The 20,838-nt window shown below is 64.2% G+C and carries 15 protein-coding genes and 1 pseudogene; 10 read left to right on the top strand and 6 right to left on the bottom strand.

Going from position 1 to position 20,838, the window contains the following annotated elements; genetic code table 11:
• Nucleotides 1-60: 60 nt before the first annotated feature.
• A complete protein-coding gene (locus ACNS84_RS11635) occupies nt 61-1,698 on the bottom strand; it encodes a right-handed parallel beta-helix repeat-containing protein (RefSeq protein WP_435075035.1) in 1,638 nt (545 codons plus the stop codon).
• 267 nt (nt 1,699-1,965) lie between these two features.
• A pseudogene (locus ACNS84_RS11640) lies at nt 1,966-2,988 on the bottom strand (glycosyltransferase family 2 protein); the annotation flags it as partial.
• Nucleotides 2,989-3,154: 166 nt separating this feature from the next.
• Between ACNS84_RS11640 and ACNS84_RS11645 the strand changes: the two are divergent.
• The gene (locus ACNS84_RS11645; RefSeq protein ID WP_435075036.1) at nt 3,155-3,838 is read left to right on the top strand and encodes a helix-turn-helix domain-containing protein; all 684 of its coding nucleotides are present in this window, start codon (nt 3,155-3,157) and stop codon (nt 3,836-3,838) included.
• A gap of 85 nt (nt 3,839-3,923) precedes the next feature.
• Here the strand turns inward: ACNS84_RS11645 and ACNS84_RS11650 are convergent, their stop codons facing one another.
• From ACNS84_RS11650 to ACNS84_RS11660, 3 genes are all read right to left on the bottom strand, one after another.
• Nucleotides 3,924-5,438 carry a pectate lyase family protein gene (locus tag ACNS84_RS11650; protein ID WP_435075037.1) on the bottom strand — a complete coding sequence of 505 codons (1,515 nt, stop codon included), beginning with the start codon at nt 5,436-5,438 and terminating at the stop codon, nt 3,924-3,926.
• Between the two features lie 148 nt (nt 5,439-5,586).
• Nucleotides 5,587-6,156: a metal-dependent hydrolase gene (locus ACNS84_RS11655; RefSeq protein WP_435075038.1), complete on the bottom strand. Its 570-nt coding sequence runs from the start codon at nt 6,154-6,156 to the stop codon at nt 5,587-5,589.
• Nucleotides 6,156-7,232 carry a DUF1616 domain-containing protein gene (locus ACNS84_RS11660; RefSeq protein ID WP_435075039.1) on the bottom strand — a complete coding sequence of 359 codons (1,077 nt, stop codon included), beginning with the start codon at nt 7,230-7,232 and terminating at the stop codon, nt 6,156-6,158. The genes ACNS84_RS11655 and ACNS84_RS11660 overlap by 1 nt, the downstream gene beginning before the upstream one ends.
• Nucleotides 7,233-7,538: 306 nt before the next feature.
• On the opposite strand from ACNS84_RS11660, the gene ACNS84_RS11665 reads away from it, so the two are divergent.
• The 7 genes from ACNS84_RS11665 to ACNS84_RS11695 all read left to right on the top strand — a co-directional run bounded on the left by ACNS84_RS11665 (nt 7,539) and on the right by ACNS84_RS11695 (nt 15,443).
• Nucleotides 7,539-7,667 (top strand): hypothetical protein, encoded by a 129-nt coding sequence (locus ACNS84_RS11665; RefSeq protein WP_435075040.1) that lies wholly within the window; start codon nt 7,539-7,541, stop codon nt 7,665-7,667.
• Nucleotides 7,664-8,245, top strand: a complete 582-nt coding sequence (locus ACNS84_RS11670; RefSeq protein ID WP_435075041.1) for an acyltransferase — start codon at nt 7,664-7,666, stop codon at nt 8,243-8,245. The genes ACNS84_RS11665 and ACNS84_RS11670 overlap by 4 nt, the downstream gene beginning before the upstream one ends.
• Nucleotides 8,242-9,630: a nucleotide sugar dehydrogenase gene (locus tag ACNS84_RS11675; protein WP_435075042.1), complete on the top strand. Its 1,389-nt coding sequence runs from the start codon at nt 8,242-8,244 to the stop codon at nt 9,628-9,630. The genes ACNS84_RS11670 and ACNS84_RS11675 overlap by 4 nt, the downstream gene beginning before the upstream one ends.
• The gene (locus ACNS84_RS11680) at nt 9,623-10,909 is read left to right on the top strand and encodes a nucleotide sugar dehydrogenase (protein ID WP_435075043.1); all 1,287 of its coding nucleotides are present in this window, start codon (nt 9,623-9,625) and stop codon (nt 10,907-10,909) included. The genes ACNS84_RS11675 and ACNS84_RS11680 overlap by 8 nt, the downstream gene beginning before the upstream one ends.
• A gap of 9 nt (nt 10,910-10,918) precedes the next feature.
• A complete protein-coding gene (locus ACNS84_RS11685; RefSeq protein ID WP_435075044.1) occupies nt 10,919-11,944 on the top strand; it encodes a DUF354 domain-containing protein in 1,026 nt (341 codons plus the stop codon).
• Nucleotides 11,945-12,336: 392 nt separating this feature from the next.
• The gene (locus tag ACNS84_RS11690; RefSeq protein WP_435075045.1) at nt 12,337-13,425 is read left to right on the top strand and encodes an ATP-grasp domain-containing protein; all 1,089 of its coding nucleotides are present in this window, start codon (nt 12,337-12,339) and stop codon (nt 13,423-13,425) included.
• A 137-nt stretch (nt 13,426-13,562) separates the two neighbouring features.
• Nucleotides 13,563-15,443: a glycosyltransferase family protein gene (locus ACNS84_RS11695; protein ID WP_435075046.1), complete on the top strand. Its 1,881-nt coding sequence runs from the start codon at nt 13,563-13,565 to the stop codon at nt 15,441-15,443.
• Between the two features lie 444 nt (nt 15,444-15,887).
• Here the strand turns inward: ACNS84_RS11695 and ACNS84_RS11700 are convergent, their stop codons facing one another.
• The gene (locus tag ACNS84_RS11700) at nt 15,888-16,760 is read right to left on the bottom strand and encodes a DsbA family protein (protein ID WP_435075047.1); all 873 of its coding nucleotides are present in this window, start codon (nt 16,758-16,760) and stop codon (nt 15,888-15,890) included.
• Between the two features lie 367 nt (nt 16,761-17,127).
• Between ACNS84_RS11700 and glmS the strand changes: the two genes are divergently transcribed.
• Together glmS and ACNS84_RS11710 are read left to right on the top strand one after the other, a co-directional pair.
• A complete protein-coding gene (gene glmS / locus ACNS84_RS11705) occupies nt 17,128-18,936 on the top strand; it encodes a glutamine--fructose-6-phosphate transaminase (isomerizing) (protein ID WP_435075048.1) in 1,809 nt (602 codons plus the stop codon).
• 27 nt (nt 18,937-18,963) lie between these two features.
• Nucleotides 18,964-20,673 (top strand): asparagine synthase-related protein, encoded by a 1,710-nt coding sequence (locus ACNS84_RS11710; RefSeq protein WP_435075049.1) that lies wholly within the window; start codon nt 18,964-18,966, stop codon nt 20,671-20,673.
• Nucleotides 20,674-20,838: the final 165 nt, after the last annotated feature.

Consider the following 20,838-nt stretch of genomic DNA (forward strand, 5'->3'; position numbering starts at 1 on the left):
CGTTACCTCCCGTGCTCGTCCTGGGGCCTTTCTTATCTGGTACGTAAGGCGAGTGTCGCCTCAGGCGGGCGGCATTTCGGTGTTGTCGACGACGAAGCCTTCCGCTCCCTTGTCGATGTACCCGCCGTAGAGGACGGAGTCCGTGATGACCACGTCGGTGCCCTCCGAGTACAGTTTGATGGCTTCCCGACCGCTGTACGACTGCGCAGTGATCTCGTCGAACCGCGTCCGGCTCCCGGAGTTGATGAAGGGGTGGTGCGTCGCCTCGTAGGTCCCGCCGAGGAACAGGTTGTCGTCGGCCAGCACCTCGACGCAGCGACGGTAGCCGTCTCCGGGTTGGTCGATTGTCAAGTTCTCGTAGCGGCCGTTCGCGCGCTCGACGCGAAGCGCCTCTCGTTGGTCATCCCCCGGGGCAGATCCGGTGATGGTGACGTTCTTCACGAGGACCATCGCGTCTTTCGAGGTGTTGTTCCCCTGAACGAACACCGCGAAGTTCGAGCCGTGGATGTCGATGGTCGTGTCGAGGACGTCGACGCTGCCGGCGTCGTCGGTCACCTGGATGCCGCGAGAGCACCCGCCGTCGTCGTTCAACGAGACGGAACAGTTCTGGATCGTCGCCGTCTCGACGTCGTCGAGGACGAGGATGCCGTTCTCGGCCGGTCCGGTGACCTCGATGTGGGTGTTTTCGACGCGGAGGTCAGACCCCTCGTCGAGCCGAATGCCGCGTTGACTGATTCCCGGGACAATCTCGTCGATGACGACCGTGGCGTCGCGAATACTGCTTTGGTACCCCTTGATGCGGATCGAGGAGACGGAGCTGTTCTTGTAGGTTCCGCCCTCGACGTGAACCGTTCCGTGTGCACCCGAGGCGTACAGCCCGTTGTCGGGGAACCGACCGAGTTCACAGTCCACGACGCGGAGCGTCCCCGCGCTGTACGGGTCGATGAGCATCCCCGTCGGGCCGAGGTTGATGTCGCCGATTGTGTCTTCGGAGTACGCGCCGCCGTCCAGCGCGCGGAACCGTTCGACGAGTCCGCTTCCGTTCGCCGCGGTCACGCTGAACAGTGCCGGACCGAGCGTACCGGTATCGTGCTGTCCCTCGATCGTGACGTCTCGGACTTCGAGCCCGTCGGTGACGTACGCCTCGATGGCGCGGACTCCCGACTGTGCGCCAGTGAAGTCGAAGGTGAACCCCTCGAAGAGGAGGTCGGTACCGGGCGAGTAGATGACGCCGAGCCGGAAGAGCCGAGCCGCCCCGGAGAAGTCGCCCGCGGTCACCAAGTTGCCGTCAATCGCGTCGATCTGCCCGTGGCTGATCGTGGCGTTCGGGCCGTAGAACCCGAGGTTGTCGAACCCGGTCTCCCTGAGTTGGCTGTTCATCAAGTATCGCCCCTCTGGGAAGACGAGCAGGGTGTCGTCGCCGACGGTGTCCGAGAGAACGTCGTCGATCGGGACGCTCCCGGTCGGGTCCGCGCCGGCCTCGACGACGTTCACCACGCTGGAGAACCGGTCGAGATACGCTTGCGGAACGTCGACTGTCATTGTGCTTGCTTGGACGCTTTCCACGGGGTTCGTGAGCGTGCTCCCGACTGCGACCGCGCCGACCGCGCCGACCAGATAGCCTCGTCTGGTGATGTTCAAGCCGGTGGTGTCGTCCTCCTCGCGGGCCGAGCCGGACTTGGGAATGATTTCTTTCACAGAGGAGCGAACGGACTCCCCCGACCAATTACTCTCTCTTCAATTGGACAGTCTTTAAATATGTACTGTCTTTTAATCTGGATATTCGAACGAGAGTGACAGTTAATCGGTGGGAATCGTCGTGTCGTACGTGTCGTCGTCCACCTGCATCTCGAGCGCCTGATTATCGTCGTGGTCGAGGACCGTTTCGGTGGGAATCGTCGTGTCGTACGTGTCGTCGTCCACCTGCATCTCGAGCGCCTGATTATCGTCGTGGTCGAGGACCGTTTCGGTGGGAATCGTCGTGTCGTACGTGTCGTCGTCCACCTGCATCTCGAGCGCCTGATTATCGTCGTGGTCGAGGACCGTTCCGAGGAGGAGGAACGCGACGCCGAAGAGGAGTCCGATGGCCCAACTGCCGGTGTCGGACGGCCCGTCGCCGTCGCCGGAGAGCCCCGAGCCGGCAAGGCCGATGGCCGAGACGCCTGAGACAGCGGTTCCGAGGAGGTAGAACGCCGCCAGCGGGTGGAAGTCGCGGAGCATGTACTTGTTTTTCACCCGCCAGAAGTAGTTCTTGAGCAGCATCCCCGAGACGCGCGGGATGTACTCGCCGTAGTTGATGTGACTCTTCCAGTCGTCGTCGTACAGGTACTCGGCCGAGCACGCGACGTCGGCGACGCGGAGGTTCTCGGTGTTGAGTTTGACGAGCAGGTCGTTGCAGTACCCGTAGTACTCGTACATGTTCTCGATGTCCGCCTCCTTCAGCGCCTCGTGGGAGATGGCGGTGTACCCGTTCTGCGGATCCATCGTCTTCCAGTACCCGCTCGAAATCTTCGTCAGATACGAGAGCACGGAGTTGCCGACGAGGCGGAAACTCGGCATGGCCGCCAGGTCTTCGCTCTTCATGAAGCGGTTGCCCTTCGAGTAGTCGGCGTCGCCCTCGGCGATGGGGTCGAGGTACTTCGCGAGTTCGTTGGGGTCCATCTGCCCGTCGCCCCCGAGGACCGCCGTGATGTCGACTTCGTCCTCGAGCGCCCGGAGGTAGCCCGTCTTGAGCGCCCCGCCGACGCCGCGATTCTCGTCGTGTTTGACGGGGACGATGACGTCGTCGTAAGCCGGCGATTCGGGCGTGTGACCGTCGTTGAACGCGTCGGCGGCTTCGACGATCTCGTTCCACGTTCCGTCGGTGGACCCGTCGTCGATGACGTACGCGACGTCGACGAAGGAGGGCATCGTGTCGATGACGTCCCCGACGTATCCCTCTTCGTTGTACGCCGGCACGACGACGGCGATTGAGTTGTCTTTGTACATTTGAGTGGTGCGCTATCAGTCAGTGGGCGCCTACGGCACGTTATTATCGGCATCGTAGTATGTAGCGCCGAATTGACTGTGAGCTGTCACGAATCGTCAACAGATCAGTTTCACGGCCTTACTATCTACATAATAACCCGTCTACTCCGGGTAGGACGAAGTATTGATGACCGAGGGACGTGAAAGTGTTTCTCACCCGATGTGTCTCGAGGTGTGTCTCGAAGATTCTCAACTGGTCTTATCGTCGTTCACCGCGTCGCATCAGGGTCCGATAACACTGGAGTTCCAACCGACACAGGGGCTCGGATGGGACTACGCGTTCGTCACCATCGAGGAGAGCGACGTCGCGGGGAGCGACATCGAGCGGCTGCGGACCGAACTGGAGCATGACCCCACAGTGACGGAAGCGGAGTATCTCGGAACGATCGGCGACGACAACCGATTCAAACTCCGCTTCGAGGACGGAGTCCCGCTCTTTCCTCCAGAGACGACCGAGATGGGCGTACAAGTCCTTTCCGCTCGGCACGCCGACGGGGATTGGAACATCCTGATGCACGTCCCCACCCACTCGACGCTCCACGAAATACAGTCCCACTATCACGACCACGGGATCACGTTCCGCGTCAAACGGCTCCACATCGCTCGAGAGACGGACATCGGTGCCGAGACGGCGCTCCCACCGGGACAGCGCGAAGCGCTGCTCGTCGCCTACCGAAACGGCTACTTCCAGGTCCCCCGGGACGTCTCACAAGAGGAGGTCGCCGACGAGCTCGGAATCTCGAAATCGGGAGTCTCACAGCGTCTCCGACGTTCTATCGACCGTCTTATCGAAGCGACGCTGGACCCGTGAGAGGCTCGTCGGTCGGCGGTAACGCTGTCGGCGGTGGCGGATCAGAGAGCGCTCCGCGTGTTCGCCGAGGACCGACCGGAGCCGACTACAGGAACCAGTTGCCGTCGTAGTCGACGTCGACGTTACCGTACTCCAGGACGCCGTTGTAGAGGGCGCATTCGACGAGTTCGACGCCCGAACTCTCGTTGAGAATCTTCATCCCTTCGTAGTCGCCGAGCGACCGTGCAGTGATTCCGCGGAACCTCGTCCCGTCGGCGTCGTTGACGAGCGGAATGTGCGTCGTTTCGAGGTCGCCCCAGAGGAAGGTAGAGCCGTCGCCCGTGACCTTGATACCGCGTCGGTAGTCGTCGCCCGTCTGCTCGACGTCGAACCGATCGAACGTCCCGTTACCCCGCTCGATACGGACGGCGTGACGACCGTTGGAGCCGTCGCCACTCCCCGTGACGCTCGATTTCAGGATGTACACCGGATCGGCGTCTGCACTGCTGGGCCCCCGGACGTGGAGCGCCTGGCCGGGGCTGTTGAATTCGATCTCGGTCCCGATGATGTCGATCTTGCCCGCGTTCGGCGAGACGGAGATCGCCTTCGCGGGGGTGTCGCCGTCCACGACGACCCGCGAGTTCTGGATTCGCGCCCACTCGACCTCGTTCAGGACGCTGATCGCATGGCCGGTGGGGTCCGTCAGGTGAATGTCCGTGTTCTCTATCCAGTTGTACTTCCCGCCGTCGAGGCGGATCCCGCGCTGGTTCGTGTCTCTGTCACGTCGGTCGTCGACGACGACTGTCGCGTCGTGGATCGAACTGTAGTCGCCCGAGAGGCGGATGCTCGCGATGTTGCTGTTCTTGAAGACGCCGCCGTCGACGACGACCCGTCCGCCGTCGGTCGAACAGTAGAGGCCGTTGTCGGGCCACGGGCCGACCTCGCAGTCGCGAACCCAGAGTTTGCCGTCGTGCTGCGAGGTGACGATGATCCCCGACGGCCCCACGTTGATGTCTCCCGGCGTGTTCGCCGAGAACTCGCCCCCGTCCGGAATCCGGACGTTCGCGATGGTGCCGATACCGGACGGATCGGTGACGTCGAAGAGGAACGGGCCCTTGTTTCCGCTGTCGTGTTCCCCGCGCACGGCGAGGTCTTCGACGAGCAGGTCGTCGCTGACCTGCGCCTGCAGCACGCGCAGGCCGGTGTCGTCGGCCGTGAAGTCGAAGTCGAACCCCTCGACGTGGAGGTCCTCCCCCGGCTGGTCGAACGTTCCCAGTTTGAACAGCCACTGCCCGTCGTAGTCGGCCGCCGGGACGATGGTCGCGTTGTCGCCGCGAAGGTCGAACCCGCGGAAGCCGACGTGGCGGACCGTGTCGTCCATGAGGTATTCGCCCTCCGGGAAGTACAGCGTCGTCCCGTCGTCGAACGGTATCTCGTCCAAGACCGGGTTGATAGACTCCTGTCCCGTCGGGTCCGCACCCCGCTCGACGACGTTTATCCAGTCGTCCTCGGCGGTCGCGGTCCCCGTGAACGAGAGCGCCCCGAGTACCCCTCCGATCCCCTGTAATGCTCGGCGACGTGTTAGTCTCTCACCGTCTCCATCTACGCTCGTCTTGCGCATTAGGTGGAACTGACTGAGTCTACCTCTTGAGTATTTCTGGGGTTTGGCCGACTATTCAGCTGGAAAACACGGATTGAGAGACATGTGTTTGTGTCGAACACCCGGGTCGGGACGTGCGCGTTACCGTACGGGAGGTGAGGTCGCGGAGTCAGCGATCCGAGTCGACGAATCGCCGAACCCGACGGATCCCGGGCGTCCCGTCGAGCACCCAGAGGACCGCGACGCACGCGAAAACCGCGGCGTATCCCAAGATCAGAGCGAGGTTCTCGGGATTCGTCATCTGCACAACGAACGATCCGAAGTACGCCGCGAAGCGCTCGATGAACCCGAGGCGAGTCTCGTAGGCGTCGAACGTCACGACGGGCCAGAGGAGGCGTCCGAGGTTCGGACCGTTCGCTCGGAGGGCGAGGGCGTCACCGACGAGGTGCGAGCCGTACGCCAGGAGGAACGCGGCCGCGACGCGCGCCCGGTTCCGCGTCCACAGCACGCCCGCGACGAGGGCCGCGACCGGCAGGCCGACCAGCACCGAGTGGGCGGGACCGTACCCCGACGAGACGACTCCGAGCGTCCACGACAGCGTCTTGTCGACGAGGTCAGGCGCCTGCGTCGCCAGCGCGAGCGCCAGCCCCTCGGCGTCGCTGATGGGCTGTCCCCAGGCGATGCGATGCAGGACGGAGTAGCAGACGTAGCCGAATATCAGGTGCTCCCACGGCCACATCAGGCGGTCGCGCCCCCAATGGGCGACGACTGAATCGACGGCGTCCCGCCGTCGCTGACGTCGACGATCAGTTGGACGGTCCGGTAGGCGTTCTGGCGGGTCGGATTCGCGGGGACCTCACCCCGGTAGACGTGGAAGACGAGTCGGAGCGAGTCGCCCGACATCGTGGGCGTCACGTCGCGCTGGAGGTAGGCCGTCTCCCCGACCTCCACCGGCAGTTGCGCCCGCCAGAGTTCGCGCTCTTGGACGATCCGCGACCCGTTGGTGGTCCGGTCTAACCGCTGGAGTTCACTGACCACGGTGTACCGCTCGGTCTGGTGTTCCTGGTTCGCGACGGCGAGCGTTATCTGCGTGGGTTCACCCCGCGTGAGCTCCTGGGGATACCCGCCGGCGTCGTACTCGGACCCGTTCTCGGTCACGAGGTACACTTCGGTGAACTCCGCGCCGGGAGATTGCGCCTCGACCATGGCGAAGCCCACGCTGCTGAGGAACAGGAGGACGCTCACGACGACGAGCACGTGGACGACGGCCGAGACCGACGACCCGCGAGACCCGCCGGAGAGCGGCGATCTGACGTCGCGCACCGCATTCGGCAGGCCCCCCAGCGCGACGGCGAGAGGGGGGAGACCGGCGCGCGTTTCTCTCGGAAGCGTCGCCCGCCGCACGATGGCGACGGCGGTGAACAGCATCGTCACCACGAACACGCCCACCCCGGTGATCGGCGCGGCGAAGCCGAGTCCGAGGACGTTCGTGATCAGCGCGATGCCGCCGACGATAGCGAGGCTCAACGTCGCCGCGAGGGCCAGCCGGACCGAGAAGAGGAGGCCAGCGGTGTGCTGTGTCGGGCGCGTCAGCGCCTGGTCGGCGTCCATCCTGTCGGATTCGACGTCCGAACGTCGCTCCGGGAAGACGGCCGCGAGGACCGCGTATCCCGGGTAGAGGACGATGAGCGGGACGACGAAGAGGCTTCGCAGGATAGACCCCGGCACGCCGAGGAGGATAACCGCGAGTGCGGTCACCGCACCCACGACGACTAGGAGCAAGTCGAGTGTCCATCGGCGGTGAGACGTGTTCATCGAACACGCCTTGTCGTCCCCACCTCAAAAATGGGCGAGATCGTTCACACCCGAAATCCGGCGAAAGTGGGCCTTACGGAGCCGATAAGGACGGTATCTAAACGCCAGGCGTACCCCCGTGAAGCGAACGATACGCCGGTATTTCGACGAGTCGTCCGGGGGCGTTTCGGTGGGATCCGCACTACGAAACCCCCAATGTGGCACGCTCACGGGCGCTCTGGGCCTTACTGTCCCGATAATAATGCCACTCTCGTGTGATCGGTAGTCCAAGTCGCGGGCTACGACGGTCCGCGAAGTGATCAACAGATGCGCACCAGAACCAAATTCGCCGCGTTACTCGTCGCACTGCTCGTACTCGCTACCACCCTCCGCTCGGACGACGACGGGTCGAGTCCGAAGGGGACCGAGGCGGGCGTCGACTCGACAGCACCATGAACTCGTACGTCACGGGTACCGGGTGCGAAATCGACGACGACGTCACCGTCGGCTATCCCGCCGGTGACGACCCCGAGCGGACGGTCATCGGCGACGACGCGAGGATTCGCTCCGGTACCATCATCTACAGCGACGTCGAGATCGGTGACGGATTCGTCACGGGTCACGACGCCCTCGTGCGGGAGGACACTCGGCTCGGCGACGACGTCGTCGTCGGCACCAAGACAGTCGTCGACGGGACCTCGGTCGTCGGCTCGAACGTCAGCCTCCAGAGCCGCGTCTACGTGCCCACCGACACCCGCATCGGCAACAACGTCTTCGTCGGCCCCGGCTCGGTGCTGACGAACGACCCGTATCCGGTCCGCCAAGACGTCGAGATGGTCGGCCCGACGCTCGAGGACGGCGTCTCCGTCGGCGGCAACGCGACCATTCTCCCCGACGTGACCGTCGGCGAGGACGCGTTCGTCGCCGCCGGGGCGGTCGTCACCGAAGACGTACCGCCGCAGACGCTGGCCGTCGGAACGCCCGCTGAACACCGTCCGATGCCGCCGAAACTGCAGGCAGAGAATTCCCTATGAGTTCACAAACATCCCTGACTAACCTCTACGGCTCGACTCGCTCTGAAGACGAACAGATCGCTGCACTCACCTCCGGTGACGTCCCGGTCGGCATCTACGGACTCGGCAAGATGGGTCTCCCGCTCGCCTCGGTCTACGCCGACACCACCGGCAACGTGACCGGTGCAGACATCGACCGCGACGTCGTCCGCGAGATCAACGGCGGACGAAGCCACATCGTCGGCGAGCCCGGCCTCGGCGACCTCGTGGAAGACCTCGTCACGGACGGCGCGCTCACCGCGAGTACCGAACCCCGCGAAGTCGCCGAAGCGTCGTCCGTCCACGTGGTGATCGTCCCGACGCTCGTCGACGAGGACGACCGCCCGGACCTCTCGGTCATCGAGGCGGTGACCGACGACATCGGCAAGGGACTCGACGAAGGCGACCTCGTCATCTTCGAGTCGACGCTCCCGCCGCGTTCCTGTCGCGACGTCCTCCTCCCCCAGCTCGAGGCCGAAAGCGGCCTCTCGCTGGGCGAGTTCGGCCTCGCGTTCTGCCCCGAGCGAACCTCCTCCGGGCGCGCGCTCGAGGACATCCGCGGCGCGTACCCGAAAGTCGTCGGCGGTGCCGACGCCGAGAGTACCCGTGCCGCGGCGCTCATCTACGACCAGATCTCCTCGAACGAGGTCATCACCACCTCGGACACGACCACGGCGGAAGCGGTCAAGGTGTTCGAAGGCGTCTACCGCGACGTCAACATCGCCCTTGCAAACGAGCTCGCGACCCACGCCGACGAGTTCGAGATCGACGTCACCGAGGCCATCGACGTGGCCAACACCCAGCCCTTCTGTGAGATCCACACGCCGGGTGCCGGTGTCGGCGGCCACTGCATCCCGTACTATCCGCAGTTCCTGATCAAGCAGTTCGAAACCGAGGCGCCCCTCATGCGGACCGCTCGCGACGTAAACGACGAGATGCCGCACGTCACGGCACAGACGGCACTCGACGAGTTGCGGACGCGCGGCGTCGACCCCGAAGACGCCTCCGTCCTCGTCCTCGGGCTGACCTATCGGGCCGGCGTCGAGGAGATTCGCAAGACGCCGGCACTCCCCGTCATCGAGCATCTCGACGACGCGGGCGCCGAGGTGTTCGCGAGCGACCCGATCCTCAACGACACCACCGTCTTCGAGGACGCGGGCGCGACTATCGTCGATGACGTGAACGGTCACGACCTGTCGGTGGACGCCGTCGTCCTCGTGACCGCTCACGAGTCGTTCGACGATCTCGACATCCCGGAACTCGGCGGCGACTCCCGCCCGGTCGTGTTCGTCGACGGGCGACAGGCCGCGACCGAGTACCGTGACGACGAGGACGTCACTTACCAAGGAATCGGTCTCCATGACTGAGACCGTCTGTGTCGTCGGGCTGGGCTACGTCGGCCTGCCGTTGGCCATCGAGTTCGACAACGCCGGCAAGTCGGTCATCGGCTACGACGTGGACCCGAACAAGATCGCCGATCTCAACGCCGGAATCGACCCGACCGGGGACGTCACCGACGAGGGCGTCGCGAATTCCGACGTGACGTTCACGACCGCCGAGTCGCAGATCAAGAAAGCGGACTACGTCATCGTGACGGTGCCGACGCCGGTCGACAGCATGGAGAACCCGGACCTGCAGTACGTCGAGTCGGCCGCCGAGACCATCGGCAAACACGTCTCGCCCGGAACGACCGTCGTCCTCGAGTCGACGGTCTACCCCGGCGCGACGGAGTCCGTCCTCGTCCCGGCCCTCGAATCCGAGTCCGAGTTCACCGTCGGCGAGGACATCTTCGTCGGCTACTCGCCGGAGCGCGCCTCGCCCGGTGACACCGGACGGAGCGTCAGCGACGTGATCAAAGTCGTCGGAGCGAACACCGAGGAGGTCCGCGAGGACCTCGCCGACCTCTACGGGAGCATCGTCGACGCCGGTATCCATCGGGCACCGGACATCGAGACCGCAGAGGCATCGAAGGTCATCGAGAACGTCCAGCGCGACATGAACATCGCCCTGATCAACGAACTGGCCATCGCCTGCGACCACATGGGACTGACGACGAAAGACGTCCTCGAGGCGTCCGGGACCAAGTGGAACTTCCACGACGAGTACTCGCCCGGATTCGTTGGCGGGCACTGTATTCCCGTCGACCCGTTCTACCTCACCTATCAGTCGAAGCGCGACGGGTTCTCGCCGAAACTCGTGTTGCAGGCGCGCGAGATCAACGAGTACGTCCCCGTTCACGCCGCCCGCAAGACGGTCAAGACCATCAACGACGCCGGTCGGGTCCTGCAGGACACGCGCCTGTTGGTCCTGGGTCTCGCCTACAAACCTGGCGTTGGCGACATCCGCAGTTCCGAAGTCGGGTCGATGATAGAGAAGTTGGACGAGTTCGACATCGAATGCGTGGGGTACGACCCGCACGCGAACCCGGAGGAGTCGCGGGACGTCTTCGACATCGAGGTGACCGAATCGGTCGACTTCGCGGACTACGACGGGGTCGTCGTCGCGACGGCCCACGAGGAGTTCAGCGACTACGATCTCGAGTCGATGGCGTCGGAGTTCGATTCCGACCCAGTCATGGTCGACGTGGCGGACGTGTTCGACGCCGACGAGGCCGCCGAGCACGGATTCCACTACGCACAGTTGTGAGTTATTGACATGGATGTCCTCATCACGGTTCAGCACCCCGCGCACGTCCACTTCTTCAAGCACGCCATCGAGGAGCTGGAGGAACTCGGTCACGAGATCCACGTCCGCGCGCTCGACAAGGACGTCACGTTGTCGCTCCTGGACGGATACGACATCGACTACGAGGTCATCGGGTCTCGCGGTGGGTCGCTGGCCAGCACGGCGATGTCGACGCTCGCGATCGAGTACCGCCTGTACCGCGACGCGAAGGCTATCGACCCCGATGTGATGACGGCGATCGGCGGTATCGAGGCCGCACACGTCGCGAAGCTGGTCGACGCGAACAGCGTCATCTTCACCGACACCGAGCACGCGACGCTGTCGAACCGGTTGACGTTCCCCTTCGCGGACGAGATCGCGACGCCCGAATGCTACATGGACGACGCCGGTCCCGACCAGTACCGATACCCGAGTTATCACGAGCTCGCCTACCTCCACCCCGACCGGTTCGACCCGGATCCGTCCGTGTTCGACGAACTCCCCGTCGACGCCGACGACACCTACGCAGTCCTTCGATTGGTCAGTTGGGGTGCGGCACACGACGTCGGCGACGAGGGGCTCGCGGACCTCACGGAGCTGGTCGAACGCCTCGAGGAGACGGGGGCGGAAGTCCTCGTCTCGGCCGAGGACGACGCACTCCCTCCGGGGCTCGACGGGTACGGTATCAACATCGACCCGACCCGCATCCATCACGTCCTCGCGTACGCCGACCTCTTCGTCGGAGAGAGCGGGACGATGGCGTCCGAGAGTGCCGTCCTCGGCACGCCGTCGGTGTACGTCCACAGTGCGAACCCCGGTCTCATGCGTGACCTCTCGGCGTACGATCTGCTGTTCGGGTATCACGGAGAGCGTCGAAACGAACTCGCCGCGGATCGAGCGGTCGACGTCCTCGAGTCGCCGGAGATCGACTGGGAGCGCCGCCGCCGGAAGCTCCTCGAACAGAAAGTCGACGCGACGGACGTCATCGTCGACCGAGTGCTCTCGGCCACCAAGTAGCCTCGAATCCGCCGTCCGCCGGACGTGATGCGTCACCGGTCGACTGACCGAACGACGTTCGGAACGACTCGTCGCGAGCGGACACGCGTCGCCGGCGGTGTCGTCTCTGTTCTCGCGTTCGTCGTCTCTGTTCTCGCGTTCATCGTCCCGGGCGTGATCGAGTCGTCCCGCGTGAGTCCGAGAGCGAGCGAGTCGTCCCGTGTGAGTCCGGGCGGATCGACGACGGACCGGGCCCCCACCGGGAGTCGTGTTCGGGGAGTTCCCGTCCGGCCCGTCGCGCTAATCGTGCGACCACGCACGGAGACACCGATCCGGCTAAACGGTTGAAATTCGGTGGGACAGTAGATTTATCGGCTATATAATAAGAAGCCTATGGCACCCGTACTCTCCTGATGACGCTACCAGATACAGCCCCACGTTCCGGTCGGGGGCGGAACGTGACCGTGATGGTGACGGGTGCCGGCACGCCCGGTGCCGTGGGCATCATCAAGGCCATCCGCCGGACGGATGCGTTCGATCCTCACATCATCGGCGTCGAAACGATCCCCGACGCGAGCGGATTCCCCCTCGTTGACACCGCGGAGACCGTCTCCGCGGGCGACGACTTCATCCAGGACGTGATTGACGTCGCACGGCGTGAGGACGTCGACGTGGTGTTCCCGCTCCGGCCGACGGACCTCCAGTCGCTCTCCGAGGCGAAGCCCAGATTCGAGAGCGAGGGTATCGAGGTGATGGTCTCGGATCCCGAGACGTTGTCCATCGCGATGGACACCGGGCGGCTGTACGACCATCTCGTTCAACACGGCCATCAAATCGTACCGGAGTTCTACCGCGTCTCGACCTGCGACGAGTTCGTCGACGCGGTTCGCGCGCTCGGATACCCCGATCGGCGCGTCTGCTTCAAGCGCTCCGACGGCAACAAGGTATGCTTCCTCGACTCGGAGGCGGACGGCTCCAACGTCCTGCTGGATACGCAGCCGAACAACACGGTGAGCACGCTGGACGGCGTACTCCCGATTTTCGAGGAGATCGAACCGTTTCCGGACCTCATCGTGACGGAGTATCTCCCGGGCGACGAGTACAGCGTCGACGTCATCGCCCGCGAAGACGACGTTCCGGTCACCGTCTCTCGTTCTCACGACGAAATCAGTGCCGGACACTCGTACATGGGGACGATCGAAGAGGCGCCTGAACTCATCGAAAGCGCGCGCCAGATCTGCGCGCTCCTCGGCATAGAGTACAACGCCAACTTCCGGTTCAAGTACGCCGCCGACGGCACACCGAAGCTCGTCGAGGTCAACCCGCACCTCTCCGAGTCCGTCACCGCGTATGTCGGTGCAGGCGCGAACATTCCCTCACTCAGCGTGCAGCACGCGCTCGGCTGGGATCTCTCGGAGATCACCGTCGACTGGGGGACTCACGTCACCCACGACTGGCAGGAGATCGTCTTCCGCCCCGGTCAGAAGTCGGCAACGATCTAACGGCCCGCCGAGTCGGCACCCCCTGACTCGGCACTCACACCCTTCAACACATGAATCCGATTTCATCGATACACGGACGGTTACGACAAGCAGAACTCGACGTACTGGTAGCGTTCGTCGGCCTAGCGCTCGCCCTCATGATGTTCCCCCTGCGGTTCCTGTCGTCACAGATTTTCATCGTGACGCTCCCGCCGATTTTGGGGGTCGGCTGTCTCCTCTACCTCGCGGCGGCCCGCGGGACCGGGACGACCGACGGGCTCCCGACGTTGACGCCGTCAGCGACGAGGCTACTCTCTGTCGGCATCTTCTTCGGCCTCGCCGCGATGGTCTTCTTGGCCGCGTTACAGGGTCAGCGAAGCATCCTGTTCATGGACGTCGGCGGCGTCGTCGGGGTCCTGCTCCTCGGGCAGATACTGCTCGCACCGGACGAGGAGTTGCGCCCGGGGGTGTTCCTCGCGCAAGTCATCCTGTTCTCGTTCGTCGTCCGGTTCGCCGCACTTTACACCACGTCGGGGTACATCGGCATCGACATCTGGTCGCACACGACGTTCATCGAGATGATACTCCGGGCCGACTCGCTGTCGGCCATCAGCGAGATCAAATACTACGCGTCGCCGCTGTACCATCTGCTCGCCGTGACGTCCACGCATCTGTTAGGCCTGTCTGTGCGGAACGCGCTGTACCTCTCTCTCGGCGTCGTGATGCCGCTCATTCCGCTGTTCGTCTACGGCACGGCCCGTCTGCTCGTGCCGCTCCGGTGGTCGCTCGCGGCGGCGGCGCTCTACGCGATGGGCGACCAGGTCATCCGATGGGGAATTCACCTCATTCCGACGAGCATGGGGCTCGTGTTCTTCCTCGCGTGCATGTACAGTCTCGTCCGGATCACCCACGCCAGCGAGCGATGGCGCGACTTCAGTCTGCTCGTGCTGTTCAGCACCGCCATCATCCTCACGCACCAGGTGTCGTCGTTCATCATGCTGGTGTTGCTCTTCGCGGGGCTCGGCGCGCAGATACTGCTCCATTTCAACTTCTTCACCGAGGAACCGGACCCCCTGTCGTTCACTGGCGGCGGGTCGGCCCCGGTGAACCTCATCGGTCTCGTGGGGTTCAACCTCGGGCTCATCGTCTTCACGTGGTCGCTGACCCCGTACAAGGGTGCCACCTTCCTCGAGACCGTCCTCAGCTACCTCTACGTGAACCTGTTCAACGCCGGGTTCCTGACCGGTGTCAGTGGAAGCGGGGGGTCCGAGGGCGCCTCCGGCGTCGCCGGCGGCGCCGGCCAGACGATGCTCTCGCAGATGTCGACGTACGTCACCGAAGCGGGATTCCTCCTGCTCATCTTCGCAGGCGTCTTGGGGTGTCTCACCGTCCTCAAGCGGTCGCGTGCGACGCAGACGACGTACACCTTCGTCGGTGCCATCGTCGCGATGCTGTTCGTCGTCCTCGGCCTCCCGCTGTTCGGTATCGAGAGCTTCGTGCCGGGCCGCTGGATCGGGTTCCTCTACGCGCTCCTCGCCATCATCGGCGTCCTCGGGTTCCGTCACCTCGCGAACCGAACGTCGCTCAAGGTCGCCGGCGTCGTCCTGCTCATGGTCGTGCTGATATACCCGAACGTGATGATCATGTCGAACGACGGCGCGATGGACAGTCCGGTGTTCTCGGACCAACACGAACGGCTCTCGTACACCGACCAGGAGCTCGCCGCGGTCGACACGTACGGCACGGCCCGTCCGGCCGATGAGGGCGGCGAGATCTACACCGACTTGCCGTATGGGACAGTGTGGGAACGAACAGACGCGTATCCGGCCGAACCGCTCCCCGCAGAGGCGGGACGGCCGGTGCCCCAAGGGACCTCGGTGTACCGGGACTACCAGTCCGAGAGCGCCTCGTACTTCATGGACAGTCAGACCGGGGCGGCGACGAACCTCAACCCGTCGAAGACGGAGGTCTGTCCCCCGACGACAAACTACGTGTACGCGAACGGGCAGGTCACCGTCTGCACGCTGCCCGGGTCCTGATCGACCGCGGCCGCTCTTCTCAGATCTCGCGTCCCCGTCGCGCCGACTGACGGTCGTCGCGCGGAATACGGGACACGATCGGTAAGCACGTCTCGACGGACGGTCGAACCGTCGGCGACGACGCCACGGCGTGCGTTCTTCGCGTTGCGGCGACGCTCCGCGCTGGATGGTCGACCGTCTACTCGGGGTCAGCGTGTTCTTCCGCGAGATTTCCGGACGGGACGAGGAGAATACGACCGAGCCAGGACCGACAGCGACGGGACCCACAGTCGAAGCGTGACGGGGGTCGCACTCGGTCTGCCTCATCCGCCCGCGACGCGTGGCACGGTACAGGAGTCAACCGCTGGGCGTCTGCTGTGGGAAACGCTGCAAAAACACGGGACGTCGCTTCCGCGAAGCGGCTGTCGTCCGGCTGTTCGGGGTCGTCGGAGTCCGCGACTGCGTCTAGTTTCCGTCGATCGCGGTACCGTTACTACTGGACGAGTCGTCGCCGGATCCCGACTCCCCGTTGGCCGCCCGTTCGAACTGCTCGCGGGTCGACTCGGGGTCGACGGTCGGCGCCGTCACGGAGTCGCCGTAGGCGACGCGTGGAACGGTCGTGATCTCGAGTTCGACGGCGCGTTCGGCGGACTCTTCGACGCTCCGATTGTACGTCCGCGAGCGGATGGCCTGTCGGATCTGGTCGAGGCCGTCGACGCCTGCGTGCTCGGCGAAGCGAACGAGGTTGTCGGTCGTCGCCCATTCGAAGCGCTCCTGCGGCTGATTGGCGAAGACGTACGCGAAGTAGTCCCAGAACGACGTCGGGTCGATGTCCCAGACGGCGAGGCCCGCCTCGGTCGCTCTCGGCGCGTCCTCGCCGAGATACGGCTCGCCGTCGACGTACGCCACGTTTCGGAACTCGATGGAGACGTCGCCGGGGGCGACGAAGTCGTCGACGAGGTCATCGAACTGCTCTCTGACGAACTCCTGCGTGTACGGGCACTTCCAGTTCCCGTAGAGGGTGACCGTCGTGTCCGCGGTCCCCAGCGTCGGGTATCGCTGGTTCGGTTGCTCTTCGAGGAGGGAGTTGCTCGGCACGTCGATGTCCGGTTCGGAGATCGTCTCCGGCCGGTCGCCCGGGGCCACTTGCTCGTCGGTCGCAGTGTCGTTCTCGGTCGCGTTCGTCGCGGTGGTCTGTGGCTCCGGGGTGTTCGTCGGCGTTTGTTCGGCTCCCGCGTCGCTCTGATCGACGACGCTCGCACAGCCGGCGACCGCCGGCACTGTGGCGACCGCTGACAGTTCGAGCAAACGTCGTCTGCTTACCGGGTTATCGTCCATACACTACTACCCGGGCGTGAACGTCATTATTATCGGTCGTGTAAGGCGTGCTGGAAGGCGTTCTTGCTTCTGCCGTCGTGCCTAAACCCGGAACAACGGGTCGCGGACGGGATCCGTCCGAAAACCGCCCGACTCGGCGGCGATGACATCACGGTTGTCGTCCGTATCGCCCCTTAGCGCATCTATAGTAATGGGGCTCTCAGCGCATGGGGTTTACAGGGGCAACCCATTCGCCCGCGGACCCCGACAACCATGAAACAGCAGACTCAACGCTCGGCTGCGACGAACCAGACTGCAGTGACCAGTTCGGCTGCGAACACCGGTCATCGACACCACCGCGTCCCCGCTCGCGGGGAGGTGCGCTGATATGTGTGGGATCATCGCCCACATCGGTGATAAGCAGGTGCTCAATCCGATCGTCACCGGCCTCGAGAAACTCGAATACCGCGGCTACGATTCGGCTGGGGTCGCGGTGAAGAACGGGTCCGGACTCGACGTCTGGAAGTGCTCGGGCCGCGTCTCGGACCTCAAGGAGACCATCGGCGGCGAGGAATCCAAAGCGACCCTCGGCATCGGCCACACTCGGTGGAGTACGCACGGTCCGCCGAGCGACGAGAACGCACATCCGCACGCGGACGTTTCAGGCCGCGTCGCGGCCGTGCACAACGGCATCATCGAGAACTACGAGTCCCTCAAGGAGCGGCTGATCGACGAGGGCTACGAGTTCAAGAGCGACACCGACACCGAGGTCATCCCCAACCTCGTCGCGTACTACCTGGACCGAGGGAACGAGGCGCTCAGTGCGTTCGAGCAGATGATAGACGACCTGGAGGGGAGCTACGCCATTGCGGTGATCATTGACGGCATGGACTCCATCTTCGCGGCCCGCAGCGGGTCGCCGCTCGTCCTCGGCGTCGATGACGATAGCTACTACCTCGCCAGCGACGTTCCGGCGTTCCTCGACCACACGGACAAGGTCGTCTACCTCGAGGACGGCGACACCGTCGAAGTTCGAGAGAACAGGGTCAACTTCATCGAGGAGAAGGATCAGACGACCCAACATGAGATAGAGCAGGTCGACTGGCAACCCGATGAGACGGGCAAGGGCCAGTACGACCACTTCATGCTCAAGGAGATCCACACCCAACCGACCTCGCTGCAGAAGACCGTCGAGGGCCGTCTCGACACCGAGGCCGGTGAGACGAACCTCGACATCGACAAGGACCTCTCCGACATCGACACCGTCCACCTCGTCGGATGTGGTACTTCGTACCACGCCGCCCTCTTCGGAGCGAGTCTGCTGAACCGCTGTGACATCTCCGCGCGAGCGATCCGTGCCAGCGAGTACGAGGCCAACACCGGTAAGGCGCCGGGGAACAGGCTCTTCGTCGCCGTCACCCAGAGCGGCGAGACGGCCGACACGCTCGGCGCGCTCTGGCAAGCCAACGAGGCGGGCGTCGAGACGCTCGCGGTGACGAACGTCGTCCAATCAACGGCGGCGCGGGAGGCGGACGAGGCCGTCTACATCCGCGCGGGGCCCGAGATCGGCGTCGCGGCGACGAAGACGTTCTCGTCGCAGGCCGTGCTGCTCACGATGCTCAGTCAGCATCTCGCTCGCGTTAATGAGGCCGGGAGTCGGGTCGAGGACGCGGACGAACTCGTGGCTGACCTCATGGAGTTGCCCGACGCGGTCGAACACATCCTCCAGACGAGCGACACCGCCCGATTGGCACGGGAGTTCCTCCACAGCGACTCCTACTTCTTCATCGGCCGTGGCCTCGGCTGTTCGGTCGCGAAGGAAGGGGCACTGAAGTTCAAGGAGATCACCTACGAACACGCCGAGGGGTTCGCTTCCGGCGAACTCAAACACGGCCCCCTCGCGCTCGTTACGAGCAAAACGCCGGTGTTCGCGGTCTGTACCGAGGACAACCAGAAGACGGTGACGAACGCGAAGGAGGCGCAGGCGCGAGGCGCACCGATCGTCGCCATCTCGCCGCCCGACCACAGCATCGTCGACACTGCCGACGAACACCTCTACGTGCCCGACCTGCACTCCGTCTGTACGAACCTCCTAGCGAACGTTCAGCTGCAGCTGCTGTCGTATCACAGCGCGACCGAGCTGGGTCGAGCGATCGACAAACCGCGTAACCTGGCGAAGAGCGTCACGGTCGAATGACGCCAATCTGCAACCGACCCTAGAATGATGAACAAGGAACTGTTTGGCGTTATCGACGACGACGGCGCGTTCGACGAGTTAGCGTCGCGGCCGATTTTCGACTGGGTCGCTGACGGCGAGAGCGCGACCGTCGCGATCCGAGACCCGGCGATCGGGTTCCCCGGTCGGTCGGCCACCCACAGCGACGAGCGTGGCCACTGTATCCTCTGGGGTGAGGTCTTCCCACCGGACGACGTTTCGACCCAGGCCGCCGAGTACACGCTCGACCGATACGAGAAGGTCGGAACCGACGCGTTCGCCGAGCTCAACGGGTCGTTCCTGGCGTTCGTCGAGCTCGATGACGAGGCAATCGTCGCCACCGACCCGGCACGGACGTGGCAGTGCTTCTACGCGGACACGCCCGACGGCCGGGTCTTCGGAACGAACCCGCAACGCGTGCTCTCGGCGGTTCCGGACACGGACGTCGACAGTCGCGGCATGCTCGAATTCGCCCACATGGGCGTCGTCGTCGACGACCGAACCGTCTTCGACCGTCTCAGTACCGTTCCGTTCGACGGGTACATGACGGGCGACGAGGTGGGAACGCTGTCTCGGTTCGTCTACGACCCGGCCGATCCGGAAACGTTCGACTACGTCGACGAGCTCGCCGACCGGCTCGAGCGTGCTATCGGCCGCCGGTCGAACTACCCCGGGAAGACGGGGCTCCTCCTGAGCGGAGGGTACGACTCTCGCACGATCGCCGCCCAACACCCGGACATCGACGTCTGTTACACGCTCGGGGAACCCGACCATCCCGAGGTCGAAGTCGCACGCGACATCGCCGATCAGTACGGAGCTGACCACGAGACGCTCATCGCAGGCGACGACTACCTCAACGTGGACGAGGACATCATCGAGTACTCGATGGGGACCCGCGAGTCGATTCACGTCCACCACGCGGGGTGTGACGAGAAGATGGACGTCGACACCATCTTCCACGGGCTGTTCTTCGACACGTTCCTCCGTGGACACTTCCTCCCGCGGAACACCATCGAGTTCTTCGGGAACAATTTCCCGCTCCAGGGGTTACAACCGGATCCAAACCCGACAGAGGTACTGTCCTCGAAGTTCGGCTATCACCCCGCGTGCGACCACGTCTTCCCCAAGTGCTACGAGGAGTTCGACACGAGCATAGACTTTATCGACAAAGTGGTCAACGAGCAGCTCGACAAGTGGTCGGACCGCTACGACAACGTCTACGACAGCATCGAGCTCATCGGCATCCAGAACCAGCCGACGCTTCCGTTCCACTACGAGCTGTCCGACAAGTACATCGAGGCGTTCGTCGCCGCCGACGCCGAACTCATCGACTGGCACCTGAAGACGCCGCCGGAGAAGCGCAACACGAAGACGATGAAGAAGGCGGTGCGGCAGCTGAACCCGGACATCTTTCGGCACCGCCCGCCGGACCGGCCACATCACTCGTTCCGGAAGAACCAGATCGAGAAGTTCCTGCGACAGAAGATGCCGATCATCAGCCCGTTCAGTTCGCCGTGGCCGGACATGGACGCCCAGTACGACGAGGACGAGCTCGACCGCAAGCTGTTCCCCGGCTATCCGAGTATCCACGAGCTGCCGGTGCGGGTCAAACTCCGCATCAACGACATTACCAAGTGGATGAACTCGACCAGCGACGAGAACCTCCTCACGCCGAACGACGTGCTGTGTCCGCCGGCGGAGCTTCCCACGCAACCCTGAGCCGGCGAGTCTGTTTCAGTGTCGGCCGCGAAGGTCCGATCCGACGCGTTGCGGTGGCTGTCTATTGCTTCGACACCTGTCTGTAGCCGCTCGCGTCGGTGCCGAGTCCGACCGCGAGGTGTGCGGTGACCCCGAGAAGCGATCCGAACTGCGCTTGAGCCCCGT

Origin of the sequence: Halorubrum wangae, from assembly GCF_051194135.1 — an archaeon.
Classification (GTDB): Archaea; Halobacteriota; Halobacteria; order Halobacteriales; family Haloferacaceae; genus Halorubrum.

Coding starts and splice junctions, on each gene's coding strand:
- ACNS84_RS11645 (WP_435075036.1), top strand. CDS start 3,155: ATGACCGAGGGACGTGAAAGTGTTTCTCACCCGATGTGTCTCGAGGTG.
- ACNS84_RS11650 (WP_435075037.1), bottom strand. CDS start 5,438: ATGCGCAAGACGAGCGTAGATGGAGACGGTGAGAGACTAACACGTCGC.
- ACNS84_RS11655 (WP_435075038.1), bottom strand. CDS start 6,156: ATGTGGCCGTGGGAGCACCTGATATTCGGCTACGTCTGCTACTCCGTC.
- ACNS84_RS11660 (WP_435075039.1), bottom strand. CDS start 7,232: ATGAACACGTCTCACCGCCGATGGACACTCGACTTGCTCCTAGTCGTC.
- ACNS84_RS11665 (WP_435075040.1), top strand. CDS start 7,539: ATGCGCACCAGAACCAAATTCGCCGCGTTACTCGTCGCACTGCTCGTA.
- ACNS84_RS11670 (WP_435075041.1), top strand. CDS start 7,664: ATGAACTCGTACGTCACGGGTACCGGGTGCGAAATCGACGACGACGTC.
- ACNS84_RS11675 (WP_435075042.1), top strand. CDS start 8,242: ATGAGTTCACAAACATCCCTGACTAACCTCTACGGCTCGACTCGCTCT.
- ACNS84_RS11680 (WP_435075043.1), top strand. CDS start 9,623: ATGACTGAGACCGTCTGTGTCGTCGGGCTGGGCTACGTCGGCCTGCCG.
- ACNS84_RS11685 (WP_435075044.1), top strand. CDS start 10,919: ATGGATGTCCTCATCACGGTTCAGCACCCCGCGCACGTCCACTTCTTC.
- ACNS84_RS11690 (WP_435075045.1), top strand. CDS start 12,337: ATGACGCTACCAGATACAGCCCCACGTTCCGGTCGGGGGCGGAACGTG.
- ACNS84_RS11695 (WP_435075046.1), top strand. CDS start 13,563: ATGATGTTCCCCCTGCGGTTCCTGTCGTCACAGATTTTCATCGTGACG.
- ACNS84_RS11700 (WP_435075047.1), bottom strand. CDS start 16,760: ATGGACGATAACCCGGTAAGCAGACGACGTTTGCTCGAACTGTCAGCG.
- glmS (WP_435075048.1), top strand. CDS start 17,128: ATGTGTGGGATCATCGCCCACATCGGTGATAAGCAGGTGCTCAATCCG.
- ACNS84_RS11710 (WP_435075049.1), top strand. CDS start 18,964: ATGAACAAGGAACTGTTTGGCGTTATCGACGACGACGGCGCGTTCGAC.